The organism is Streptomyces sp. NBC_01116 (assembly GCF_041435495.1).
Lineage (GTDB): Bacteria > Actinomycetota > Actinomycetes > Streptomycetales > Streptomycetaceae > Streptomyces.
Genome location: NZ_CP108644.1, coordinates 516,870 through 539,549, shown reverse-complemented (window position 1 = coordinate 539,549; position 22,680 = coordinate 516,870). Strand labels below are relative to the sequence as shown.

The following is a 22,680-nucleotide window of genomic DNA, read 5'->3' as shown; positions in this document are numbered from 1 at the left end:
CCGGGCTCGCACGTGAGTACCGAGGCCCCGTCGACCTCTTCGAGGTCCCACCCGCCAGCCATGCGCGCGTTCGCTAGTACGCGGCGAGCCGTTCCATCAGGGCGGCGCTCCGCGCGAGCGTCTCCTGTTCGTCCTCGTCGAGTTCGAGGTCGATGGCCCGGGCGAGCCAGTCGGCACGGCGGTCGCGCTCCGCCTCCAGTGCCGCCCGCCCCACCTCGGAGAGGTCGACGAGGGACTTGCGGCCGTCCGTCGGGTGCGGCCGGCGGACGATGAGGCCCTGGTCCATGAGGAGTCCGACCGCGCGGGCCATCGACTGGGGGCGCACGCGCTGGTCCGCCGCGAGATCACTGGTGGTCATGGCGCCGTCCCGGTCGAGGACGCCCAGAACGGCGACCTGGCCGTGCGGGATCCGGTCCTCCTGCTTCACGCGCCGCGCGAGTTTGCCCATGGCGATGCGCAGGTCGGCGGCGGCGGTGGCGGGATCCGGGGTGGGCATAGGGCACTTTAACCCGCGATCGTCAGCGGGCTCCCGCAGGTGGCCTGCGAAGCGGAATTGGGCAGCACAGCTGAACAGCAAGGCTAAGCAGTCAGTCTGAACAGCACATCTGAACAGCATTGCTGTAGAGTTGCGTCGGCTGCGGCTCGCGCCGGCGTAGTCGCAAGAGTGCCGCGGCATGTGACTTCGGAAGGACCTCGCATGGCCCTCAAGGCAGTTGAGCCCACCGTCATCCAGTCCGTCACCGCCCGCCGGATCATCGACAGCCGGGGAAACCCCACCGTCGAGGCCGACGTCCGGCTCGCCGACGGCTCCCTCGGCCGTGCGGCGGTGCCCTCCGGCGCGTCCACGGGTGCCCGGGAGGCCGTGGAGCTGCGCGACGGGGACGCCGGGCAGTGGCACGGCAAGGGCGTCGATCGTGCGGTCGCCCACGTCAACGAGGAGATCGCCGCCGCGGTCGTGGGCCGTGACGCGGACGACCAGGCGGGTCTGGACGCCGCGCTCGTCGCGCTCGACGGCACGCCCGGCAAGTCGCGGCTCGGCGCGAACGCGATCCTCGGGGTCTCTCTCGCCGCCGCGAAGGCCGCGGCGGCGGCCCACCGCCAGCCGCTCTACCGCTATCTCGGCGGCGCCGACGCCCGCCTGCTCCCGCTGCCGATGATGAACATCATCAACGGTGGCGCGCACGCCGACAATCCGCTGGACTTCCAGGAGTTCATGATCGCGCCGGTGGGCGCGCAGACCTTCGCGGAAGCCGTCCGGATGGGCTCCGAGATCTTCCACACCCTGCGACGCGACCTGCTCGCCGCCGGACACGCCACCGGCGTCGGCGACGAAGGCGGCTTCGCACCCGCGCTGCGCACGGCGGAGGAGGCGCTCGACTTCGTCATGAGCGCCGTCGAGCGCACCGGTTACCGTCCCGGCGCGGACATCGGCCTGATCATGGACCCGGCCTCGTCGGAGTTCTTCCGCGACGGCGCGTACGTGTACGCGGGCGAGGGCGTGCGCCGCGTCGCCTCCGAACAGGTCGACTACCTGGTCAAGCTGATCGACGCGTACCCGATCGTCTCCATCGAGGACCCGATGGCCGAGGACGACCTGGACGGCTGGCGCGAGCTGACCGCCCGTGTCGGCGACCGCTGCCAGCTCACCGGTGACGACGTGTTCTGCACCGACGAGGCACAGGTGCGCGAGGGGATCCGTACCGGCGTCGGCAACTCGGTCCTGGTGAAGGTCAACCAGATCGGCACCCTGACCGAGGCCCTCGCCACGGTCGCCACCGCCCGTCGTGCGGGCTGGAGCGCCGTGATGTCCCACCGCTCCGGCGAGACGGAGGACACCACGATCGCGGACCTGGCCGTCGCTACGGGCTGCGGCCAGATCAAGACGGGCTCGCTGTCCCGTTCCGATCGCACGGCCAAGTACAACCAGCTCATCCGGATCGAGGAGGAGCTGGGCGCTTCGGCGCAGTACGCGGGCGGGGCGCTGCTGTCCCGCTCCCGCTAGCCGAACGGGGGAGGCCGGCTTCCGCCGGCGGCCCCTCCAGTGCGGAACGGGCGGCCTCTCCTGTGCTGAACGGGCGGCCTCCGGCGGACAGTTGCTTCCGCCGGAGGCCGCCCTCCGTTCGCGGAGGTCGGGTCCGGGCCGCCGGACACCGGACCGTCCCTCCGCTCCCGGGTCACCGGGTCCGGACCGAAGAGGCCCGGGTCAGGGGAAGTTGACGACGGTCGAGGGGACCGTCGACGTTCCCGAGGTGGGGGACCCGACGTTGTTGATGACGTGCTGGTACTGGCCGTTGCCGCCGAGCGAGACGACGAGCAGGTTGTGGAACTTCACGCCGGGTTTCACCGGGGCCTTGAAGCCGTGTTCCTGGATGATGGTCGGGTCGACGTTGTAGTAGCAGTAGCTGCCCATGCCCCAGCCCTCGTGCTGGTCGACCGAGTCGTCGACGCGGTAGGCGGCGTAGCCCTTCGTGTTCCCGTTCTGGATGGCGGCCTGGTTGGGTGCGTCGTAGGCCTTCTCGTTCTGGAAGAAGATCGTGCGGCCGCGCTCGCCGTACCACTCCACGTCGTACTTGTTGAAGTGCTCGACGAACAGGCCGGTGGCCAGGACGTCGTCGCCGTTGACGCGGACGCCGTAGTCGGCCCGGTTGGTCTCCCAGCCCCAGCCCTCGCCGTGGTCGGCCCGCCAGACCCAGGTGTGGTCGATGATCGTGTCGTCGCTGTTGACGACAATGCTCGTGGTCGCCTTGCCGGGGCCCGCGCCGCCGATCCGCACGAACACGTCCTGCAGCGACGTCGGGTTCGCCGAGTGGTCGGCGGACGCGCCCTGCGGTCCGACCTCCAGCAGCGTCGGCGAGTTGACGGGGCCCGCGTCGATGAGGAAGCCCGCGAGCTTCACCCCGTCGACATCGGCGACCTTCATCGCGGTGACGCCGTTGTCCGGGATGATCGTGGCCAGCCCGAGGCCGAGCACGACCGTGTTCGCCCGGTTCACGTTGATGGTCCGGTCGATGTGGTAGACGCCGGGCGTGAACAGCAGGTTCAGCCCCTGGGCGAGCGCGGCGTTGATCGTCGCGGCCGTGGCGCCCTGCTTGACGACGTAGAAGCGGTTCAGCGGGATGGACTCGCCCTGCTGGGTGCCGCCGTCCCAGGACACACCGCGCGCGTTGACGCGCTTGGCGGGGACAAAGACCTTGTACGCGTCGCCGTCGAGGTACAGGAACGGCTTCTCGCGCGAGATCGGGGTGGTGTCCAGGGTGGTGTACGGCGGATTCGGGTAGCTGGACGCGGGCGCGCCCTGCACACCGGAGAAGGTCATGTTCCAGACCGCGTTGGTCCAGCCGCCCACGGAGCTGTCGCGGGTGTACCACTGCTGCTGGGAGTAGGGTCCGACCTGGCCGTCGATCTTGCTGTCGGCGATGTAGCCGCCGCTGGCCCAGCCGTAGCCGTCGGGTGCGAGGTTGAGTCCGCCCTTGACGTGCATCCGGCGGAACGGGGCCGCCTGGGAGACCGCCCAGCGGTTGGTGCCGCTGACCGGGTTCAGGGTCAGGTTCTCCGCCGAACGCCAGAAGTTCTGCGTGGCGTTGCCGCCGAACCAGCCCGCGTCCACGGTCACGTCACCGTTGAACGTGGTGTCGTTCGGGTTCAGTCCGAGACCCGCGATCTGCGTGTAGAAGCCGATCTGCGCGTTGAGGTTGTTGTACGTGCCCGGCTTGAAGAGGAGCGCGTGCCGGCCGCTGCCGAACTGGGCCTCCTCCTGCTGCCGGAAGATCTCGTCCACCTTGCCCTGGATGTTCGGCGTGGACGGGTCGAAGACATGGACGTTGGGGCCGAGGTCGCCGCCGCCCGGGATCTCCGGTCCGCCGCCGCCGTCACGGGTGCCGAAGACCTTGAACTCCCAGAGTGAGTAGCCGTATCCGGTGGCCCGCTCGGTGCCGGTCAGACGCACGTAGCGGGCTTCGCCGGAGACGGAGAGGGTCTCGTTGCCGCCCGTGGAGGTGGTGGTGCTGTAGGCGGTCGTCCAGGTGGTGCCGTCGGACGAGAGCTCGATGCGGTAGCTCTTCGCGTGCGCGGCCTCCCAGGCGAGTTCGACCCGGCTGAGGGCGGCCGGGGAGCCGAGGTCGACCCGTAGCCACTGAGGGTCGGAGAACGCGCTGGACCAGCGCGTCCCGCCGTCCCCGTCGACGGCGTTGCCCGCGGCCGTGCCGCCGTTCTCCTGGCTCGACGCGGTGACCGCGCCGCCCTGCGAGAGCAGGACGGGAGCGGCCTGCGCCGGAGCCGTCTGCAGGGCCGCGAGCAGCGCCGCGACCAGCGTGGTGACCAGGGCGAGGGCCAGGGTGCGCCGGCGGTGGGATGCGGCCGCCGGGGGCCGCGAGGGTCTGACGAGGGCAACGGACATGTGTGCATCTCCTGAAAGGTCGGGCGGGTGAGCGGAGGACAGGTGCGGGCGCTCCCCACGAAGGGAGAGAGCGCTCTCTCGGTAGCCGAATGATTCTCCCGTGTTTCCGTCACGTCAAGAGTTGTGCACAGGGAAGCCGTGCCGGGCCGGTCGAGCGGCCCGATGTTTCATCTCCTGAAAGCGGCGGGGCAGTTGACCGGGCATCGGGGTGGGCGGCGTCCGGTGCCCGCCCCCGGTCCACCGAACCAACTGCGCCGGAAGTCTTGACGGTTCACCGGCTGCCCGCCACTCTCCCCAGGGCGGGGGAGCGCTCTCTCGGCTTCATCCCCTCACAGCACAAGGAGTTCACATGGAAGCCCGTGGAACGCCACGGTCGCGCGGCGCCCTGGCGGTCATGGCCGTCGTGGCCCTCCTGTTGACCCTCTCGGCGGCCGTGGCCCCGGAACGTGCCGCCGCCGCTGCCTCTCTCGTCTCCCAGGGCAAGCCGGCCACCGCCTCCAGCACCGAAGGCCCCTTCGGTGCGGCAGCCGCCGTGGACGGTGACCGCGCCACCCGCTGGTCCAGCGCCTTCGCCGACGACGAGTGGCTCCGCGTCGACCTGGGCGCGAGCACCTCGATCGGGCAGGTCGTCCTCGACTGGGAGGCCGCGTACGCCAAGGGCTACCGCCTCGAAGTCTCCGGCGACGGACAGCGGTGGACCACGATCCACTCCACCACGACGGGCGCCGGCGGCGTCGAGACGCTGACGGTCTCCGGAACCGGCCGCTACATCCGGATGCACGGCACCGAGCGCGCCACCCCCTGGGGCTACTCCCTCCACGAGTTCCAGGTCTACTCCACCGCCGGCGGCACCGACCCCGGCGACGAGGTCCTGCTCTCCTACGGCAGGGCCGGCTCCGCCTCGACCTCCCAGCACGACGGCACCTGCTGGGAGTGCTCCCCGGACAAGGCGTTCGACCGCGACCCCGCCAGCCGCTGGGCCACCAGCCCCGAGGGCGGCTGGACCGACCCGGGCTGGATCGCGGTCGACCTCGGCGCCCGCGCCGAGATCGGCCGGATCGTCCTCCAGTGGGACCCGGCCCACGCCAGGGCCTACCGGATCGAGGTCTCCGACAACGGGACCGACTGGACGACGATCCACGAGACCACGTCGGGCGCGGGCTTCAAGGAGACGCTCGACGTCAGCGGCACCGGCCGGCACGTACGCCTGTACGCCACCCAGCGCAGCGGCGCGTACGGCTACTCGCTCTGGGAGTTCCAGGTCTGGGGCACCGGTGGAGCGCCCGTCCCCGCACCGCCGCTGCCCGCGGACCCCACGTACGACCGGCTGGTCTTCAGCGACGAGTTCAACGGCCCCGCGGGTGCGACGCCCGACCCCGCGAAGTGGGTCCCGGAGACGGGCCCCGGCCCCAACAACGAGCTGGAGTACTACACCGAGAACAAGAACGCCGCCCAGGACGGCAACGGCAGCCTCGTCCTGGAGGCCCGCCGCGAACCGACGCCCGGCTCGGCCTGCCCGCCCGACCCGCTGAGCGGCAGCACGACGTGCCAGTACACCTCGGCGCGGCTCAACACCCACGGCACGTTCCAGTTCACCTACGGCCGGGTCGAGGCGCGCATCAAGGTCTCCGGCACGCAGGGGCTGTGGCCCGCGTTCTGGATGCTGGGCGCGGACTACTTCGACAAGGGGCGCCCGTGGCCCTACACCGGTGAGATCGACATCATGGAGCACGTCGGCAAGGAGCCGAACACGACGTACTCGACGCTGCACGCCCCCGCGTACCACGGCGCGGCCGGGTACGGAGCCCCCTACTCACTGCCCGGGGGCGCGGACTTCGCCGACGGCTTCCACACCTTCGCCGTGGACTGGAACAGCACGGGCATGACGTTCCGGGTCGACGGCCAGGTCACGCACACGGTCGACAAGGAGCGGCTGGAGCGCACCCGGGGGCCCTGGGTGTTCGACCACGACTTCTTCCTCATCCTCAACAACGCGGTCGGCGGCGACTGGCCCGGCCCGCCCGACGCCACCACGCGCCTCCCGCAGAAGATGAGCGTCGACTACATCAAGGTCTGGCAGTAGGGCATCGAGCGCCCGCGGCATCCGGGCGGTGGGGTCCTCCACCGCCCGGACGCCCCTTCGCGTGCTTCAGCGGGCCGTCGCGGACCCGGCGCCCCCGCGCGGCGCGTACAGGATCCAGAGCGGCCCGTCGGCGAGATCGACGCGCTGTCCGTCGGGGGTGCTGAACACGGTGTCGGCGTCGGCCGAGGGCCGTGCCCACCGGGCCTCGTACGCCCTGCCGTCGCGGAGGACGACCGCGCTGCCCGCTCCCACGGTCTCGGTGAACGGAGTGACGTTTCCGGACCGGTCGCCGAAGTCCGACGGCCGTACGGTCACGTCCTGGACGACGACCGTACCGGCCCCGAGCCGCTCGCCCTCGGCGGTGCCGGCCGGGGAGTCGTCCAGGGAGACGAGCCAGCGCTCGCGTTCGGCGGACCACGTGAACGTCACGGACGCGGACGGATAGCGAACCGTACGGCTGTCCTCCGGCTCGCCCCCGGGCGGCGGGGCGCCGACTTCGAGTCCCAGCTCCCCGACGGCGTTCGCACCGGAGGACTCGAACGGAATCCGCTCCGGCCGCAGATAGAGATTGTGCGGCGCGGCCCGGTCCGGACCCCGGAAGTACGCCCCCGGCGCCTGCGAGGGCGGCACGGGCTCCAGCGGCGCGCGGTCGATGACCGGCAGCAGCCTGCTCTGGGCCCCCGAGAAGGCCAGCGTCGGCCGGTCGAACTGCCTCAGCAGCTCCAGATCGGTCTCCCGGGCGCTGCGGACCGGGCCGATGACCGGCGGCAGATCGGAGGAGTAGACGGCGAGGATCCGGCTCAGCCCGGCCTCCACCTGCTCGACGTAGACGATGTCGGCCTGTTCGAGACCGGTGTGGGGGCGGGCGGGCGCCACGTTGTCGATCTTCACGGCGAGTACGTCGGCGGCCCCGCCCGTACCGGAGGGAGAGCTGCTGGGCGAGGGGGACGAACCGTCCCCGCCGGCGCATCCCGCGGTCACGGCCAGTACGAGCGCGCTGAACAGCGCTGCGATCGATGTCTTCACTCCGGCTGCGGACATGGTGAACGCCCTTCCGGGAACGCCGGCCGACGGTGTCGGCGGAGCGCCGTCGTGTCGCGGCCCCTCTTCCATCATCACGCGTCCCGTGCGTCGGTGGTTGCGACGGCCGGGCGGGCGTGGCGCCGGAACCCGGGCGGAGTGAGTGCTCACCCCGGCCGGCGAACAGGCCCGCGGCACCGGCGGCGCGTCACGCCGCACCGGGGGCCGATCGGCGGATGTCCTCCTCCACGGCGCGCTCGCCACGCCCCGGGGAGCGGACCGGTGACCCCCGCACCGGCGCCGCGAGACGCGCACGCCGCCTCACGCTCCCGTAGTGAGCTCCCCACGGCACACCGGGCACCGTTCCTTGCCGTCCCAGGCGTCCCACCCGAAGGACGCGGGCGAGAACGTCCGGTCCTTCAGCTCGCCGCGCACCGCCACCCGGTAGGCCCACACCCTGTCGAGGTAGGGATGGTAGGCGTCGTGGAAGGCCGGGGAGGTGTGGGTGGCGCCGGTGCCCACGACGCGCTGGACGGCGCGGAGCTGCTGGAACATCGCCTGTCCCGCGCCGGCCACGTCGGCGGAGGCGTCGATGAAGAACCGCTCGCGCACCTCGTGGACGGCCGCTTCGTCGAGTGCCGCACGGGCGGCCAGGTCCGGGTCGACGGCCGGATCCTGCGCCTGGGCTATGCCGCGCAGCCGGGTGTGGCACCTCCCCACGGCGGCGATGAACTCGATGTACACCGCGCGTCGCCGCTCCTCCGCCCCGCGGTCCTTCTCATGGCGTTGCCGCAGACGGTCGGCCAGCACGGTGCCCGATATGGCGATGAAACCGCCGCTCACCGTCGCGACGAGCGTGCCCCAGTCCATGCTTCTTCCCCCCGGAAACGATCACGGTCCCTACGGCCCCGAATCTATCCCCGCCGGAGCCCCGCCGCCCTGTTTCCGCGGAGCGAAGCGGACCGGGGCCCGGAAGCGGGCCTTCCGGGCCGCCCGGCGGAAGGTGGTGAGCACCGCGGGGCCCGCCAGCGTGACGCAGACGAAGTTCGTGACCGCGCGTCCGGTGTCCCAGCCCAGGGAGGTGGCGACGTCGAACGCCAGATAGCGCTGCCACTGTTCGGTGAAGGGAAGGCCGGGAAGGTAGGCGATGGAGCTGTTCGGGTCCACCGAGAACGGCCAGAAGGACAGGTTCAGCAGGAAGCCGAAGAGATATCCGGAGAGCGATCCGTAGACCGCGAGCATCATGACCTCCAGGCGTCCCGTGGCCCGGGGCAGCATGCCCGCGAGCATGCCGACGAAGGCGCAGCCGAACATCTGGTACGGCATCCACGGGCCGACCCCGCCGGTGATCAGCGCGGACGCGAACAGCGAGGTGCAGCCCAGGGTGAAGCCGAAGCCCGGACCGTACACGCGACCCGCCAGGACCAGGACGAAGAAGACCGTCTCGATGCCCGCCGTTCCCGCCCCGAGCGGGCGCAGCGCCGCGTTCACGGCGGAGAGCACCCCGAGCATCGCCAGCGCCTTGGAGTTGATGCCGCCCTCGGCGATCTCGGAGATCACCACGCACAGGACGAGGACCAGCAGCACGCCGAAGATCAGCGGCGGCGCGTAGTTCGCGCCCAGCCGTCCCGGGGCGACGACGAACGGCCAGAAGAAGGCGACGAGGCCGAGGAAGGCCGCCATGGCGATCACGATCCCGGCGCGCGGCGCGATGCGGATGGCCCCGGCGGACCGGGCGGTGAGGTCGTCGAGGTCCTTCACCCGCCCGCCTCCTCGTGCGGGAGCACCGCCGTCACCTGGTCCACCGTCAGGTACGGGAGCGGCGACAGGATCTTCGCCACCTGCGGGGCGAAGACGGGGGAGGCGACGATCACTTCGCCGGTCGGCCCGTCCGCGACGATGTCGCCCTCGGCCAGCACCACGACCCGGTCCGCGGCCCGGGCGGCGAACTCGACGTCGTGGGTGGAGACGACCACCGAGCGCCCCTCGGCGGCCAGTTCGTCGACCATGGCGATCAACTGGGTCTTCGCGCGGTAGTCGAGACCGCGCGTCGGCTCGTCCAGCAGCAGGACCCGGGGCGCGGCCGTCATCTGGATCGCGAGGACCAGCGCCAGCTTCTGGCCCTCGGAGAGGTCACGCGGATGCGTCGCACCGTCGATGCCCGGGGCCAGGCGGTCCAGGATCATCCGGGCGGGATGCCCGGCGCCATCCGCCCGGGACTCGGCGTCGGCCTGGTCGAGTTCCTGCTCGACGCTCTCCAGATAGAGCAGGTCGGTCGGGGTCTGCGGTACGAGTCCGACCAGCCGCCGGGCCTCGGCGGCGGACAGGCTCTTCGGGTCGCCGTCCTCCGCCGGACGGTCGTCCCGCCCCGATGCGCCGGACCCGCCGCCCCGGCGTACCGAACCCGGTGCGCCGCCGCCCCGGCCCCGGCGCGCCGGACCCGCGGAACCGAGCCCGCTCCCGTCCGTGCGCGCCGGGCCCGGTTCACCGGACCCGCCCCGGCCGACCCGCACCGTCCCGGACGTGCGGTGCCCCGAACCCTGGAGCGCCCACAGCAGCGACGACTTGCCCGAGCCGTTGCGGCCCATCAGCGCCGTGACCTCCCCGGCCCGCAGCCCGAGGTCCACATCGCGGACCGCCGGGACGCCGCGGTACGCGACGGTGATCCCCCGGGCCCCGAGCAGTTCCGCGCCCGGCGGGTCCGGGACGGCGCGCACCGGCGGGGGCGCCGTGCGCTCCAGCGCCGTACGCAGCGGGCGGGCGGCCCGGCGGGCGTCGCGTACGGACAGGGGCAGGGGCGACCAGCCCGCCGCCCGGCCCAGCTCGACGATGGGCGGGGCGATCGACGAGGCCGTGAAGATCTCCGTCGGTGGCCCCGACACCACCCGGCCGTTCCCCGGCAGATGGATGACGCGATCCGCGTACTGCACCACCCGCTCCAGCCGGTGCTCGGCCAGCAGCACCGTCACCCCCAGGTCGTGGACCAGCCGGGTCACCGCGGCCAGCACCTCCTCGGCCGCCGTCGGGTCGAGCGCGGACGTCGGCTCGTCCAGCACCAGGACACGAGGGTGGGCGGTCAGCACGGAACCGATCGCGACGCGCTGCTGCTGCCCCCCGGACAGCTCGTGCAGCGCCCGGTGGCGCAGATCCGCGAGCCCCAACAGGTCGAGCGTTTCCTCCACGCGCTTGCGCATGACGGCCGGCGCGATGGCCAACTGCTCCATCGCGTAGGCGAGTTCCTCCTCGACCGTGTCCGTGACGAAGCCGTCCAGCGGATCCTGGCCCACCACGCCCACGACATCGGCGAGTTCGCGCGGCGGGTGGTCGGCGGTGTCGCGGCCGTCGACCGTGACCGTGCCGTACAGCGTGCCGCCGGTGAAGTGCGGGACCAGCCCGTTGACCGCGCCCAGCAGGGTCGACTTGCCGACTCCCGTATGCCCCACCACGAGGCACAGTTCGCCCTCGTCGACCTTCAGGTCGACGTCCCGCAGGACCGGCTCGTCGGCGCCGTCGTACACGACGGACACCTGGTCGAAGGTGATCATGCTGCTTCCTCGGTGCGCTGCGCGGGAACGTGCGGAGTGGGCGGGCCGGGTGGCGGCGCCAGGAACCCGGCCGCTCCCGCGAGCAGGATCGCGGCGGCCGGGACGAGCGGCAGCGTCGGCCAGCTCAGCGGATAGATGGACGGGTTCAGCTCGGCGGGGTCGTAGCCGACGTTGACGAACAGCAGCACGGCGGAGAGCACCCCGCAGGACGCCACCGCCGACTCCGCGAACCGCCACGGATCCGGCCGGTACGTCGTCCGCGTCACCCGCCTGCCGCCCAGCCGCAGCCCGGCCAGACAGAGCACGGAACCGGCGGCCAGCGCGGGCAGCCCCAGCAGCGTGGGCGCCGTCGGGTCGAGGAGGCCGTACGCCCCGGCACACAGCCCGCACATGCCCAGCAGCATCAGCGCCCCGGTCAGCCGGCGTGAGCCGCGCGTCGCCGACCCGGCCCGGCCGTAGCCGCGCGAGTCCATCGCCGCCGCCAGCCGCAACGACCGCTCCAGCGCGTCCTCCAGCACCGGGACCACGATTCCCCTCAGCGCTCGCAGCCCCTTGCTGCGGCCGGCCCGCAGCCGGCGGGCGCGGGCCACCCGCTGGACGCTCTGCACCAGTTGGGGGGCGACACTGATCGACACGGTCACGGCGACGCCCAGTTCGTAGAGCGCGCCCGGCAGGACGCGCAGCGCCCGCTTCGGATTGGCGAGGGTGTTCGCCGCGCCGATGCAGCACAGCATGCAGGCGAGGCGCAGCCCGTCCGTCGCGGCCGACAGCAGCGCCTCCAGCGAGACCGGGCCGCCGAGCTGGATGCCCGCGTACCAGTCGGGAGTCGGGATGTGCGGCAGGGAGAAGAGGTAGTGATCGGTCGGCCGGATTCCGGTGGCGAAGACCGCCCGGAAGATCACCCGGATCGCCACCACCAGCAGCGCCAGGTAGAGGTAGTACACGAAGCCCCGCGCCCACGGGGCCTCGGTGCGGCGCGTGGTGATGACGTAGCCGAGCACCGCGAGGACCAGGAAGAGCAGCAGCGGGTTGTTGGTCCGGCTGACCGCCGTGGCCAGGGCGAGCGCCCAGATCCACCAGGCGACCGGGTGCAGGGTGCGCGGCAGCCGCCGGCCCCCGGTGTCCGGCCCGGCGGCGGACACCGGCGCGCCCGGCTTCGACGGCGCGCGGGCCACGCGGTGACTACTGCTCACGGCGACGGCGCTTCGCGGCGAACACGGCCGCGCCGCCGATGAGCACCACGAGGCCCGCCGTCGCCGCCACCGGCACGATGGACCCGGAGTCGTGCTCGGTGTCGGCCGCCGGAGCGGCTTCCACCACCTTCGCCGGCTTCTCCGGCGCGGCCACCGCCGCCCCCGTCGCCGAGGCGGAGGGACCGGGGGAGCGGGTGGGGGAGGCGGACGGGGACGCGCTCGCGGAAGCGGAGGGCGACGCGGACTCCGATGTCTCCGGTGGGGCGGCCGGCGGAGACGGCGGCTGGTCGCCACCCGCCGGCGGTTGCGTCGTCCGCTCGGGACCGGGCTTCGGCCTCGGCGCCGTACCACCCCCCGCGGGGCGGGAGTTGTGGGCGCGCAACTGGTCCGGGGTGACGGTCGGGCGGCCCTCGGTGCCCTCGATGTTCGTCCCGCCGAAGATCCACAGGTCCACGCTGCCCGGCCGGGGCCGGTAGCTCATCGCGCCGAGCTGGCTGTACTCCCAGGTGTCCTTCCCGGGGTCGGCGTGCCAGTACGACCAGTAGGCCGAGGCCGGCGGGGTGAGGACGCAGTCCTCCTGCCGGGACGTCGGGTACTGCTCGCCGCCCCGGTGTCCGCTGTAGCCGATCCGGCAGATGAACGCCGGGCCGTCGTGCCCGGTGCCGGTGGTCCGCCAGCCGCCCTGGTTGAGCAGCTCGTAGCCGGTCGTCGGCGTCGTGCCGCAGGAACGGTAGACGGGGCCGCCCCAGTGGCTGAAGTCCACGGCCAGCACCACCCCCGACGACGTGGTGCACCTGCCGATGGGCTGAGGGCCCGCCGACGCCTGACCGGCCGGGGCCAGCAGCGCCGCGCCGGTCAGTCCGAGGGCGCCCAGGGCCCTGGCGACGCTGCGGAGGAGGCGCGGGTTCACCGCTCACCACCCGCTGCCGCCGTACGCCGTCTCCGGGCGGCCACGACCGTGAGCCGGCCCACCAGGACCAGCGCCGCGGCGGCCGCCGCGAGGCCGAGGACCTGCACGCCGGTCGACGCGAGGCCGCCCCCGCCGCCGGGACCGCCGGCGTTCACGGAGCCGTCGCCCGCGCCGTCCCCGGGCGTGACGATCACCGGGGCCGAGGAGGACGGCACCGGGTTCGGGGTGGTGCCCTCCAGGTCGCGGGTCAGGGTGCCGAAGGAGATCCCGGTGGACCCGCCGACGGCCTGCGCCGAGGCGCGGATGTCCGAGCCCCGCTGGCCCTCCTTCGCGACGTTGAACCCGCCGTCCTTGTTCTGCTGCGAGACCAGGAACTTCAGCGCCTTCGTGATCTGCCGGTCGTACTTCTCCGCGTCCAGGGACAGACCCTGCACGGCGAGCCCCGCGGAGTTCACCGAGTTGCCGGACGCCCCGGGGAAGCCGCCGTCCGCCAACTGCTGGGAGGCGAGCCAGGCCAGCGCCTTGTCCACGGCGGCCGCGTGCGTGTCGCCCGGGACCAGGTCCAGCGTCATGGCGGCCATCGCCGTCGAGTCCACCTCCGAGTCGCCCGTCGCCGGGATCAGGCTCGGCCAGGCTCCGGAGGCGTGCTGGAGCCCCGCGAGATACGCGATCGGGGCCTCGGCGGCCCTCCCCTCGCCCGCGCGCACCTGCGCCATGACCCCGAGGGAGTGGGCGAAGACGGACGGCGCGTAGGTGTAGGCGCCCGCGGCCGGGCAGCTGCGGTTCGGTGCGGTGCTCGGCTTCTCGCAGACCGCCCCGGCCAGGCCGGCGATCAGGTCCCGGCCGCCGAAGTCCCGCGGATCGCGTTCGACGACCTGGGCGAGGACGGCCGCCTTGCCCATCGATCCGCCGAGCGCGTACGTGCCGCCCGCCCCGGTCCAGTCGTCCAGGGTCCGGCCCTCGCCGTCCTTGCCGCCCTGTTCCAGGAAGTCCACGATCGTGCGCAGCGCGTTGTCGTCATGACCGGTCGCCGCCAGCGCGAAAGCGCCGTCGATGGTCAGGCCGAAATCCGCGCGTCCCGTCTTCTCGTCGCCCTTGTAGTAGCGCCCCTGATGGAGGTTGGACGGGCGCGTGAGGTAGGCGATGCCCTTCTTCAGGTCCGGGCCGGCCCCCGGCGGGCGGGTCGTCGGCCGGGGAGTGGAGCCGCCGGTCGCCGGGGGAGTGGTCGGCGGGTCGGTGGGCTCGGGGGCCTTCGCGACCAGCGTGACCAGGTCGACGCCCGCACCCGCGAGCACGGCGGGGCCCGTCGCGTACAGCGCGGGGTCGGTGGCGCCTTCGTCGAGCCCGAAGCCGCCGCCGTCCAGTTGCTCCCGCGAGAGCCAGGCGACGGCCGCGTCCGCCGCGCCGCCGTCACCGAGCGCGCGCAGCGCCTGGGCCGCGTAGGCGGTGGCGGCCACGGAGCCGGTGGCCACCCCGTTGGCCGGCGGGAACGCGCCGGAGTCCAGCTGCGCCTTCCTCAGATACGTCCGCGCCCCGGCGACGACGGCGTCCTGCCCGCCCGCCTCCTTCAGCACCGTCGCGACCAGCCCCGTGGTCATCGGATCGCCGTCGCAGTGTTCGCCGGGGCGGATGAGGATGCTGGTCACCGAGCCGTCCTGGCAGACCAGTTGGGTCAGCCGGGTGACGGCTTCGACGGGTGGCTCCACCCCGCCGCGCAGCAGCGCCAGCACGGCCAGCGCCTGCCCGTCCGCGTAGGTCGCGCCGTTGAAGTCGCCCTTGGCCGTACAGCCGGGGGTGGGGCTGCCCGCGTCGGGGCCCGCCGGGCACACGTGCTTCCTGAGGTCGCCGAGCAGGTCGTGCCCGCCGAAGTCACGCGGGTCGCCCTCCGCGATCTCCGCGGCGAGCGCCAGCCGGGCGGCCGCCGGGGCGTCGGGCGCCGCGTCCGTGCCGTTCGGGTAGGCGTACGCGCCGGTGCGGCCGGCGAGGTGGGCCGTCACCTTGTCCAGGGCCGGGCCCTTGCCGTTCGCCGCCGCGAGCGCGTACGCGGCCTCGGTGGTGAGGAAGTCGTTCGGCGCCTCGGCCCCTTCGTCCACCACGTGGGTGCCGTCGCGCAGTTGACCGCTCACCCAGCGGGCGGCGGCCGGCACGTCGATCTCCCCGGCGGGGACGCCCGGGCCGTCGGTCGGGTCTTCGGTCGGACCGGGCGTCGCCCCGCCGCCCGCGCGGACCTCGTCGGGGGTGAAGGTGGGGCGGCCGGTGGAGCCGCCCACGTCGGTGCCGCCGAACACCCAGGCGTCCACATCGCCCGCCCCGGGCGTGCGGCTCATCGCGCCGAGCGGGCTGTAGGACCAGGTCTTCTGGCCGGGGGAGGCGATCCAGTACGACCAGTAGGCGGTGGCCTGCGGAGTCAGCACACAGTCCTCGGTGGCCGGAGTCGGGTACTGCTTACCGGAGTTGAACGAACGCGTGCCGATCCGGCAGATGAAGCCGTCGCCGTCGTGCCGGGTGCCCTCGGTGGTGAAGCCGCCGTCGCGGAGGAGTTCGTAGCCGGTGGTCGGGGTGGTGTCGCAGCCGCGCACGACACCGCCGCCGAACGGTCCGAAGTCCACCGCGACGATCGCGCCCCTGGTGGCCGTGCACTTCTCGACGGGGTCGGCGACCGCCGGTCCCGCACCGGTGACGAACGCCACGCTCGCGGCGAAGGTCACCGCGGCCGCCGAGACCAGCGACAGAAGTCTCTTCTTCCCCACGTGCCGGTGCTGTTGCTGTGCGGTCCCCACCACGGCCCCTCGACTCGTCCGGGCGGGCCGTGCGTGGCAGACGGCTCACCGGCGGGGCACGGCCGCGAAAGGGGCCGCCCGCAGGGAGCTGTTCGAACCACGCCGTAGTCCGCGACGGCGTTTCTCGCTGAAAATCCTGGCCCCAGGCATTCCGGCTCGCCCGCGCGGTGGCGGGCCTACGGTTGCGGGTCAGCGCCGGATTCCGACCGGCTTCCCCTGGGGCTGAGTGCGTATCAGGCGGATTGGAACACGCTCTCGAAGAGACCGTCAAGGTGGCCTGTGTCTCCTCCGCGATCGCTCCGGCGCACGCCCGGACCGTCCCTGGCGCCGCCGTGCCGCCTCGGGTAGCGTCCTGGCCTGCCGTAGGGGGGAACCCGGTGCGAATCCGGGGCTGACGCGCAGCGGTGTGGGACGGCTGGGGGCCGTTCCCGAGCCCGAATGCCCAGACGGTGGTTGTCCCAGGAGAAGCCGTACCCACGCGTCCGGGCGTCGGCCACCCCGGCCTGCCCTGCCCCGCCCCGTGCGGCCCGGGAGGCGCTGTGGTGCCGTACGCCCCTCATCCCAGGAGCAGGCACATGCCCCGTTCTCTCACGTTCCGCATGTCCGGTACCTCCCGTACCGCCGGCACGACCCGTACGTCCACCACCGCCCCCGACCCCCGTACGCTCCGCCGCCTCGCGCTCGCGGCGCCCGCCGCCCTCGGGGCGTTCGCCCTCACGGTGCTGCCCGCCGCCGCGACGTCCACGCCCGCCCAGATCGCCACCTCGAAGACCAATGGTGTGACGTACGTCAAGTCCCTCCAGGCGGCCGACGGTTCGTACGCCGGCTCCGGCCTCTCCAACGAGTGGGCGTTCAGCGCGCTCGCCGCCGCCGGTACGGCCGCCGTGGACGTGACACCCGGCGGCGACGCCACCAAGAACGCCCGCACCGTCTACCGCAACCTCCTCGCCACCCCCGGCTGGCCCTCCGCCACCCCCGTCGTCACCGACTACCAGCGCGGCACGCTCAACGCGTACGCCGCCGGGATCGACCCCGCCCGGGTCTCCGCCTCGCGCAACCTGATCGCCGAGATCTACGGCTACTGGCAGAACGCGGAAGCCGGCTACTTCGGCCCGTCCGCCAACTACAACGGCACCGTCTTCGCCGCCCTCGCCCTCGGCGGCGCCAGAACCCAGACGGGCGCCCAGCGGGTTCCGCAGGCGCTCGTCGACAAGGTCGTCACCCGCCTCCGGGCCAACCAGCACAACGACGGCGGCTGGACCTACGCCAAGGCCGAGGGCAACGCGACGGAGCTGAACAAGCCGGGCGACGTCGACATGACCGGTGCCTCGATGGCCGCGCTCTGCGTCTCCGGCGTCCCGAACACCGACCCCGACATCCTCCAGGCCAAGGCGTTCCTCAAGAGCAAGCTGGTCAACTCCTCCGGCGCCTTCAACGCCATGTACGGCATCAACACCAGCTCCAACGGCTGGGCCGTCTCCGGGCTCAACGCCTGCGGCATCAACCCGCAGACCGGCGACTTCCTCACCCCGGCGGGCAGGACCCCGGTCGACTTCCTGATCGCCCAGCAGTTCACCCCGGGCGGCGGCTTCACGTACCAGCCCTCCGACACCGCCCCGTCCGCCTACTCCTCCCTCGACGCCCTGCGCGCCGTCGCGGGCGGCGGCTTCACCGCGGCGCCGCCCACCCCGGTCACCGCGGGCGCGCCCACGTGGGTCGCGGCGGGCGGCTTCACGGCCGGTACGGCGACGAAGCTGGCGCTCACCGTGGACGACGGCACCGGCACCCTGAAGGTCTGCTCGGTGGCGTTCACCCCGACCGGCACGACCACCACCCTCGGCGACGTCCTGACCGCGGCGACGAGCGCGTCCACCCCGGCGGGCTGCGTCACCTCCGTGGTCCCCGCATCCGGCACCGGGACCATCACCTCCGTCAACGGCAAGGCGAACACCGGCCCGGCGACCTGGAAGGCGTCCGTCGACGGTTCGGCCTTCGCCGGGGCCGCCCGCAACAAGGTGATCGGCGTCGGCGACACGATCGCCCTGCGCTACTCCTGACCCCCGGCGCCCGGTGAAGGGGGCCCCTGCGCGGGCGTCCCCTCCACCGGGCACGGCACGAACGTGCTGCTGCTCTCGTCGACGGCCGGCGGCTGCCCCATCGGCTGCCCCAGCGGCGGGACTACTTGCTGCGGGCAGTCTGGTCCAGACCTCTTGACCGAAGGTCTGGACCATTCTACGGTTTGGCAGGGTCACGACATAGGGCGGGGCGGGGCGAACCTTTCGTCCCGTCGGCGGCGGACCCGGGCTGGAAGGACGTACGGATCATGGGGCGTACATCACGGCTGCTGGGCCTCGGCCTGGCGGCGGCACTCGTCGTACCGACGCTGATCGGAGCCGCGCCGCCGAGGACCGCGGAGACGAGCACCGCCGCCGCCGAGACCTGCGCGGTCAAGTCGAAGCCCGCGGGCAAGGTGCTCCAGGGGTACTGGGAGAACTGGGACGGGGCGGCCAACGGCGTGCACCCGCCGCTCGGCTGGATCCCGATCACCGACTCCCGCATCACCCAGCACGGCTACAACGTCATCAACGCGGCCTTCCCCGTCATCCGCTCCGACGGCACCGTCCTCTGGGAGGACGGCATGGACAACACCGTCAAGGTCGCCACCCCCGCCGAGATGTGTCAGGCCAAGGCATCCGGCCTCACCACCCTCATGTCGATCGGCGGAGCCGCGGCAGGGATCGACCTCAGCTCCAGCAAGGTGGCCGACCGGTTCGTCGAGACGATCGTCCCGATCCTGAAGAAGTACAACTTCGACGGCATCGACATCGACATCGAGACCGGCCTCGTCGGCAGCGGCAACATCAACCAGCTGTCCGCGTCGCAGTCCAACCTCATCCGCATCATCGACGGCGTCCTCGCCGCGATGCCGCCGAACTTCGGCCTCACCATGGCCCCCGAGACGGCGTACGTCACCGGCGGCAGCGTCGTCTACGGCTCGATCTGGGGCTCCTACCTGCCCATCATCAAGAAGTACGCCGACAACGGCCGCCTGTGGTGGCTGAACATGCAGTACTACAACGGCAGCATGTACGGCTGCTCCGGCGACTCCTACTCCGCCGGCACCGTCGCGGGCTTCACCGCCCAGACCGACTGCCTGAACAAGGGGCTGGTCATCCAGGGCACCACCATCAAGGTGCCCTACGACAAGCAGGTCCCGGGCCTGCCCGCCCAGCCCGGCGCCGGCGGCGGCCACATGTCCACCGGACTCGTCTCGCAGGCCTGGAAGCACTACAACGGCTCCCTCAAGGGGCTGATGACCTGGTCGCTGAACTGGGACGGCTCCCGGGGCTGGACCTTCGGCGACAACGTGAAGTCCCTCCAGGGCCGTTGAGCCCGCGTCCGTAGCGCTTCCGCGCCCCCGGTCCGCTCCGGACCGGGGGCGCGGCGCCGCTCCGGCCGGGGAGCGACACGAGGAAGGCGTGAACCGGTCGCGCACACGGGCGGTCGGGAGAGCAGAATCGGGTACGGACCGGGGTGATCGTTTCCCCGGTGCGCCGGGCCCGTCCCCCCACGGGCCGGCCGACGACGAAGACGTACGAGGAGCCCCGATGGTGCACGAACGGGCCGGTCACCCGGCGCAGTCCGCAGACCTGGTCGACGTGGCACGGCTGGTGACGGCCTATTACGCCCTCCACCCCGATCCGGCCGACCCCGCCCAGCGGGTCGCCTTCGGGACCTCCGGCCACCGCGGCTCCGCGTTCGCCGCCGCGTTCAACGAGGACCACATCGCCGCCACCACCCAGGCGATCTGCGACTACCGCGCCCGCCAGGGTACCGACGGGCCCCTCTTCCTCGGCGCGGACACCCACGCGCTGTCCGAGCCCGCCCGGGTCACCGCCCTGGAGGTGCTCGCCGCCAACGGGGCCACCGTCCTCATCGACGGCGAGGACGGTTACACCCCGACCCCCGCCGTCTCGCACGCCATCCTCACGTACAACCGGGGCCGCACCGAGCACCTGGCCGACGGCATCGTGGTCACCCCCTCGCACAACCCGCCCGCCGACGGCGGCTTCAAGTACAACCCGCCGAACGGGGGACCGGCCGCCTCCGACGCCACCTCCTGGATCCAGGACCGGGCCAACGCCCTGATCGAGGCCGGACTCGGAGTCGTCCGCCGGACGCCGTACGCCCAGGCCCTGGCCGCCGACACCACCCGCCGGTACGACTTCCTGACCGCGTACGTCGACGACCTGCCCGCCGTCCTCGACCTCGACGCCGTACGGGACGCGGGGCTCCGCATCGGCGCCGACCCGCTCGGCGGCGCGTCCGTCGCCTACTGGGGGCGGATCGCGGAACGCCACCGGATCGACCTCACCGTCGTCAACCCGCTCGCCGACCCCACCTGGCGGTTCATGACGCTGGACTGGGACGGCAGGATCCGCATGGACTGCTCGTCCCCGCACGCCATGGCCTCGCTGATCGCCCAGCGCGACGCGTACGCCATCGCCACCGGGAACGACGCCGACGCCGACCGGCACGGCATCGTCACGCCCGACGGCGGCCTGATGAACCCCAACCACTACCTGGCCGTCGCCATCGACTACCTGTACACCCACCGCGACGGCTGGGCCGCCGGAACCGGCATCGGCAAGACCCTGGTCTCCTCGTCCATGATCGACCGGGTCGCCCACGACCTCGGCCGCACCCTGGTGGAGGTCCCGGTCGGCTTCAAGTGGTTCGTCGACGGCCTCTACGACGGCAGCCTGGGATTCGGCGGCGAGGAGTCCGCCGGGGCCTCCTTCCTGCGCCGCGACGGCCGGGTCTGGACCACGGACAAGGACGGCATCCTGCTGGCCCTCCTCGCCTCCGAGATCACCGCCGTCACCGGCTCCACCCCCTCCGAGCACTACGCGCGGCTCACCGGCCGCTTCGGCGACCCGGCGTACGCCCGCGTCGACGCACCCGCCACCCGCGAGGAGAAGGCCGTCCTGGCCCGGCTCTCACCGCAGCAGGTCAAGGCCGACACGCTGGCCGGAGAACCCGTCACCGCCGTGCTCACCGAGGCCCCCGGCAACGGAGCGCCGATCGGCGGCCTGAAGGTCTGCACGGACAGCGCCTGGTTCGCCGCCCGCCCCTCGGGCACGGAGGACGTCTACAAGGTGTACGCGGAGAGCTTCCAGGGCCCCGGCCACCTCGCCCGGGTCCAGGAGGAGGCCCGGGCCCTGGTCTCCGAGGCGCTGGGCGACGCCTGAGCCGATCGGGAAGCCGCCCGGGGGCGCGGACGGTGCGCCCCGCCCCCGGACGGCACGGTACGGGGCTCAGCCCGGGTGGGCCGCGCGCCAGGCCGCCATGGACCGGTCCCACTGATCACCGGTCAACTCGGTGAGCGACGCCGGGAAGAGGCCGTCCTCCTCCTTGGCGATATGGGCGTGGAGCTCGTCCACGGCCCGGACTAACGCGGTCCGCTGCTGGGCCGATTCCAGGTCGAGGGCGTCGAGGAAGTCCGCCGGCTCCCGGTGCTCGACGGTGAGGGCGTCGACGTACGCCGTGTACTCCTCGTTCTCGCGCATCTCGGCGAACAGCCCCCGCTCCTCGCCGGCCCCATGGGACCGCAGCTCGACGGCGACGCGCCCCACGAGGCTCCGCGCGCCGTCGCGGTCACCGGCGTCCAGCGCCCGCACCGCCGCCCCGGCCAGATCGGTGACCGACTCGTGCTCGGCGATGAACTCCCTGATCAGGGGGATATCGCGGCACCCGCAGTAGTGGCACATTCCCGGTCCTCTCGTCCCTGAGATCGTGCCACCCGCCGACTCCGTGACCCGGCGACGCGCCGGCGGCGGTGCCGCCGGGAGCACCGGGCCCATGGACGGCCCCAGCGTCAGCCGGTCACACCGAGCAGCGGGGCCCAGGACTCCAGCGCGGGCCTCTCGGCGAGGTCGGCGAAGGCCACCTCGACGCCGTGGTCGCGGCGCCAGGCGGCGGCCAGCGACATCAGGCGGACGGAGTCGAGGCCGTAGTCGACCAGGTTCTCGTCGAGGGGGATCTCCTCGGGGTCCTCGCCGAGGACGTCGGCGACATCGGCACGGAGCTGTTCGAGCGTGAGCGCCACAGCGGTCACTTCCCTTCGAAGACGGTCCGGGCGGTCGTGACGACGGCGCACTTGCCCGCGGCCCAGCGCAGCGCCATCGCATGGTCCTCGGCCGAGAAGTCCGCCACCGCGTCGGCCACCACGAAGGCCTGGATGTCCTGCATCCAGGCGTCGCACGCGGTCATGAGCACGCCGATGTGGGCGTAGACGCCGGTGATGACGATCTGGTCGCGGCCCTGCTCGCGCAGGCGCTCCAGCAGATCGGTGCGGACGAAGCCGCTGTACTTCCACTTGGTGAGGACGGTGTCGCCCGCCTCGGGCGCGACCTCGTCCGCGATGGCCGCCAGGTGCTCGTCGGCCGGGAGTCCGGGGCCCCAGAAGTCCTGCTGGAGCCCGCGCTCCTCGGCGCTCTGGCCGCCGGGCTGCGCGGTGTAGAGCACCGGCACGCCGAGCCGTGCCGCGTCCTTTTTCAACTCGGCCACGTGGGCGAGGAGTTCGGGCACCGGTGCGGACCGGCGGTCGTAGGCCGACAGGAAGTAGTTCTGCAGGTCGTGGACGAGGAGCACCGCGCGCGCGGGGTCGACGGTCCAGTCGACCCGGTTGGCGGGCAGCTCGTCGGCGGCCGGCAGGGGATAGGGGGCGATGGCGGGCAGTGCCATGGTGGA

At 72.8% G+C, this 22,680-nt stretch carries 17 protein-coding genes and 2 riboswitches; of the genes, 5 read left to right on the top strand and 12 right to left on the bottom strand.

Features of this window, described 5'->3' with window-relative positions; translation table 11 throughout:
* Positions 1–73: 73 nt before the first annotated feature.
* Entirely contained in the window at positions 74–496 is a 423-nt protein-coding gene (locus OG245_RS02155) for a MarR family winged helix-turn-helix transcriptional regulator (RefSeq protein WP_371621831.1), read from the bottom strand.
* A 201-nt stretch (positions 497–697) separates the two neighbouring features.
* Between OG245_RS02155 and eno the strand changes: the two genes are divergently transcribed.
* Positions 698–2,002, top strand: coding sequence for a phosphopyruvate hydratase (gene eno, locus OG245_RS02150; RefSeq protein WP_371621830.1), 1,305 nt, complete (start codon positions 698–700; stop codon positions 2,000–2,002).
* A gap of 201 nt (positions 2,003–2,203) precedes the next feature.
* Here eno and OG245_RS02145 read toward each other — a convergent pair whose 3' ends face one another.
* A complete protein-coding gene (locus tag OG245_RS02145; protein ID WP_371621829.1) occupies positions 2,204–4,396 on the bottom strand; it encodes a discoidin domain-containing protein in 2,193 nt (730 codons plus the stop codon).
* A 349-nt stretch (positions 4,397–4,745) separates the two neighbouring features.
* On the opposite strand from OG245_RS02145, the gene OG245_RS02140 reads away from it, so the two are divergent.
* Positions 4,746–6,479 (top strand): discoidin domain-containing protein, encoded by a 1,734-nt coding sequence (locus tag OG245_RS02140; RefSeq protein WP_371621828.1) that lies wholly within the window; start codon positions 4,746–4,748, stop codon positions 6,477–6,479.
* 66 nt (positions 6,480–6,545) lie between these two features.
* Here OG245_RS02140 and OG245_RS02135 read toward each other — a convergent pair whose 3' ends face one another.
* The 7 genes from OG245_RS02135 to OG245_RS02105 form a co-directional block, all read right to left on the bottom strand.
* Positions 6,546–7,520, bottom strand: coding sequence for a DUF3048 domain-containing protein (locus tag OG245_RS02135; protein ID WP_371621827.1), 975 nt, complete (start codon positions 7,518–7,520; stop codon positions 6,546–6,548).
* A 300-nt stretch (positions 7,521–7,820) separates the two neighbouring features.
* Complete coding sequence (locus tag OG245_RS02130) at positions 7,821–8,369, bottom strand: CchlQ (RefSeq protein WP_371621826.1); 549 nt, start codon at positions 8,367–8,369, stop codon at positions 7,821–7,823.
* 30 nt (positions 8,370–8,399) lie between these two features.
* Positions 8,400–9,182: an ECF transporter S component gene (locus OG245_RS02125; RefSeq protein WP_371627784.1), complete on the bottom strand. Its 783-nt coding sequence runs from the start codon at positions 9,180–9,182 to the stop codon at positions 8,400–8,402.
* Positions 9,183–9,256: 74 nt separating this feature from the next.
* Positions 9,257–11,044, bottom strand: a complete 1,788-nt coding sequence (locus OG245_RS02120) for an ABC transporter ATP-binding protein (protein WP_371621825.1) — start codon at positions 11,042–11,044, stop codon at positions 9,257–9,259.
* The gene (locus tag OG245_RS02115) at positions 11,041–12,186 is read right to left on the bottom strand and encodes an energy-coupling factor transporter transmembrane component T (RefSeq protein WP_371627783.1); all 1,146 of its coding nucleotides are present in this window, start codon (positions 12,184–12,186) and stop codon (positions 11,041–11,043) included. Before OG245_RS02115 ends, OG245_RS02120 begins: the two co-directional genes overlap by 4 nt.
* A gap of 40 nt (positions 12,187–12,226) precedes the next feature.
* Entirely contained in the window at positions 12,227–13,147 is a 921-nt protein-coding gene (locus OG245_RS02110) for a hypothetical protein (RefSeq protein ID WP_371621824.1), read from the bottom strand.
* Positions 13,144–15,927 (bottom strand): prenyltransferase/squalene oxidase repeat-containing protein, encoded by a 2,784-nt coding sequence (locus tag OG245_RS02105; RefSeq protein WP_371621823.1) that lies wholly within the window; start codon positions 15,925–15,927, stop codon positions 13,144–13,146. Before OG245_RS02105 ends, OG245_RS02110 begins: the two co-directional genes overlap by 4 nt.
* A gap of 144 nt (positions 15,928–16,071) precedes the next feature.
* A riboswitch (cobalamin riboswitch) is annotated at positions 16,072–16,145 on the bottom strand.
* Between the two features lie 149 nt (positions 16,146–16,294).
* A riboswitch (cobalamin riboswitch) is annotated at positions 16,295–16,371 on the top strand.
* Between the two features lie 155 nt (positions 16,372–16,526).
* Here OG245_RS02105 and OG245_RS02100 point away from each other — a divergent pair.
* The 3 genes from OG245_RS02100 (at position 16,527) to pgm (ending at position 21,179) form a co-directional block, all read left to right on the top strand.
* Positions 16,527–17,984, top strand: coding sequence for a prenyltransferase/squalene oxidase repeat-containing protein (locus tag OG245_RS02100; RefSeq protein WP_371627782.1), 1,458 nt, complete (start codon positions 16,527–16,529; stop codon positions 17,982–17,984).
* Between the two features lie 266 nt (positions 17,985–18,250).
* Entirely contained in the window at positions 18,251–19,318 is a 1,068-nt protein-coding gene (locus tag OG245_RS02095) for a chitinase (RefSeq protein WP_371621822.1), read from the top strand.
* Between the two features lie 217 nt (positions 19,319–19,535).
* Positions 19,536–21,179 (top strand): phosphoglucomutase (alpha-D-glucose-1,6-bisphosphate-dependent), encoded by a 1,644-nt coding sequence (pgm, locus tag OG245_RS02090; protein WP_371621821.1) that lies wholly within the window; start codon positions 19,536–19,538, stop codon positions 21,177–21,179.
* A gap of 66 nt (positions 21,180–21,245) precedes the next feature.
* On the opposite strand, the gene OG245_RS02085 is transcribed toward pgm, so the two are convergent.
* The 3 genes from OG245_RS02085 to OG245_RS02075 form a co-directional block, all read right to left on the bottom strand.
* On the bottom strand, positions 21,246–21,698 hold the full coding sequence (locus OG245_RS02085; protein ID WP_371621820.1) for a hemerythrin domain-containing protein: 453 nt from the start codon (positions 21,696–21,698) through the stop codon (positions 21,246–21,248).
* A 107-nt stretch (positions 21,699–21,805) separates the two neighbouring features.
* On the bottom strand, positions 21,806–22,036 hold the full coding sequence (locus OG245_RS02080; RefSeq protein ID WP_361336792.1) for a phosphopantetheine-binding protein: 231 nt from the start codon (positions 22,034–22,036) through the stop codon (positions 21,806–21,808).
* A gap of 5 nt (positions 22,037–22,041) precedes the next feature.
* The gene (locus tag OG245_RS02075; RefSeq protein ID WP_371621819.1) at positions 22,042–22,674 is read right to left on the bottom strand and encodes an isochorismatase family protein; all 633 of its coding nucleotides are present in this window, start codon (positions 22,672–22,674) and stop codon (positions 22,042–22,044) included.
* Positions 22,675–22,680: the final 6 nt, after the last annotated feature.

Bases quoted from the DNA above. Each gene is read 5' to 3' on its own strand.
- OG245_RS02155 (WP_371621831.1), bottom strand. From the start codon at position 496: ATGCCCACCCCGGATCCCGCCACCGCCGCCGCCGACCTGCGCATCGCC.
- eno (WP_371621830.1), top strand. From the start codon at position 698: ATGGCCCTCAAGGCAGTTGAGCCCACCGTCATCCAGTCCGTCACCGCC.
- OG245_RS02145 (WP_371621829.1), bottom strand. From the start codon at position 4,396: ATGTCCGTTGCCCTCGTCAGACCCTCGCGGCCCCCGGCGGCCGCATCC.
- OG245_RS02140 (WP_371621828.1), top strand. From the start codon at position 4,746: ATGGAAGCCCGTGGAACGCCACGGTCGCGCGGCGCCCTGGCGGTCATG.
- OG245_RS02135 (WP_371621827.1), bottom strand. From the start codon at position 7,520: ATGTCCGCAGCCGGAGTGAAGACATCGATCGCAGCGCTGTTCAGCGCG.
- OG245_RS02130 (WP_371621826.1), bottom strand. From the start codon at position 8,369: ATGGACTGGGGCACGCTCGTCGCGACGGTGAGCGGCGGTTTCATCGCC.
- OG245_RS02125 (WP_371627784.1), bottom strand. From the start codon at position 9,182: ATGGCGGCCTTCCTCGGCCTCGTCGCCTTCTTCTGGCCGTTCGTCGTC.
- OG245_RS02120 (WP_371621825.1), bottom strand. From the start codon at position 11,044: ATGATCACCTTCGACCAGGTGTCCGTCGTGTACGACGGCGCCGACGAG.
- OG245_RS02100 (WP_371627782.1), top strand. From the start codon at position 16,527: ATGTCCGGTACCTCCCGTACCGCCGGCACGACCCGTACGTCCACCACC.
- OG245_RS02095 (WP_371621822.1), top strand. From the start codon at position 18,251: ATGGGGCGTACATCACGGCTGCTGGGCCTCGGCCTGGCGGCGGCACTC.
- pgm (WP_371621821.1), top strand. From the start codon at position 19,536: ATGGTGCACGAACGGGCCGGTCACCCGGCGCAGTCCGCAGACCTGGTC.
- OG245_RS02085 (WP_371621820.1), bottom strand. From the start codon at position 21,698: ATGTGCCACTACTGCGGGTGCCGCGATATCCCCCTGATCAGGGAGTTC.
- OG245_RS02075 (WP_371621819.1), bottom strand. From the start codon at position 22,674: ATGGCACTGCCCGCCATCGCCCCCTATCCCCTGCCGGCCGCCGACGAG.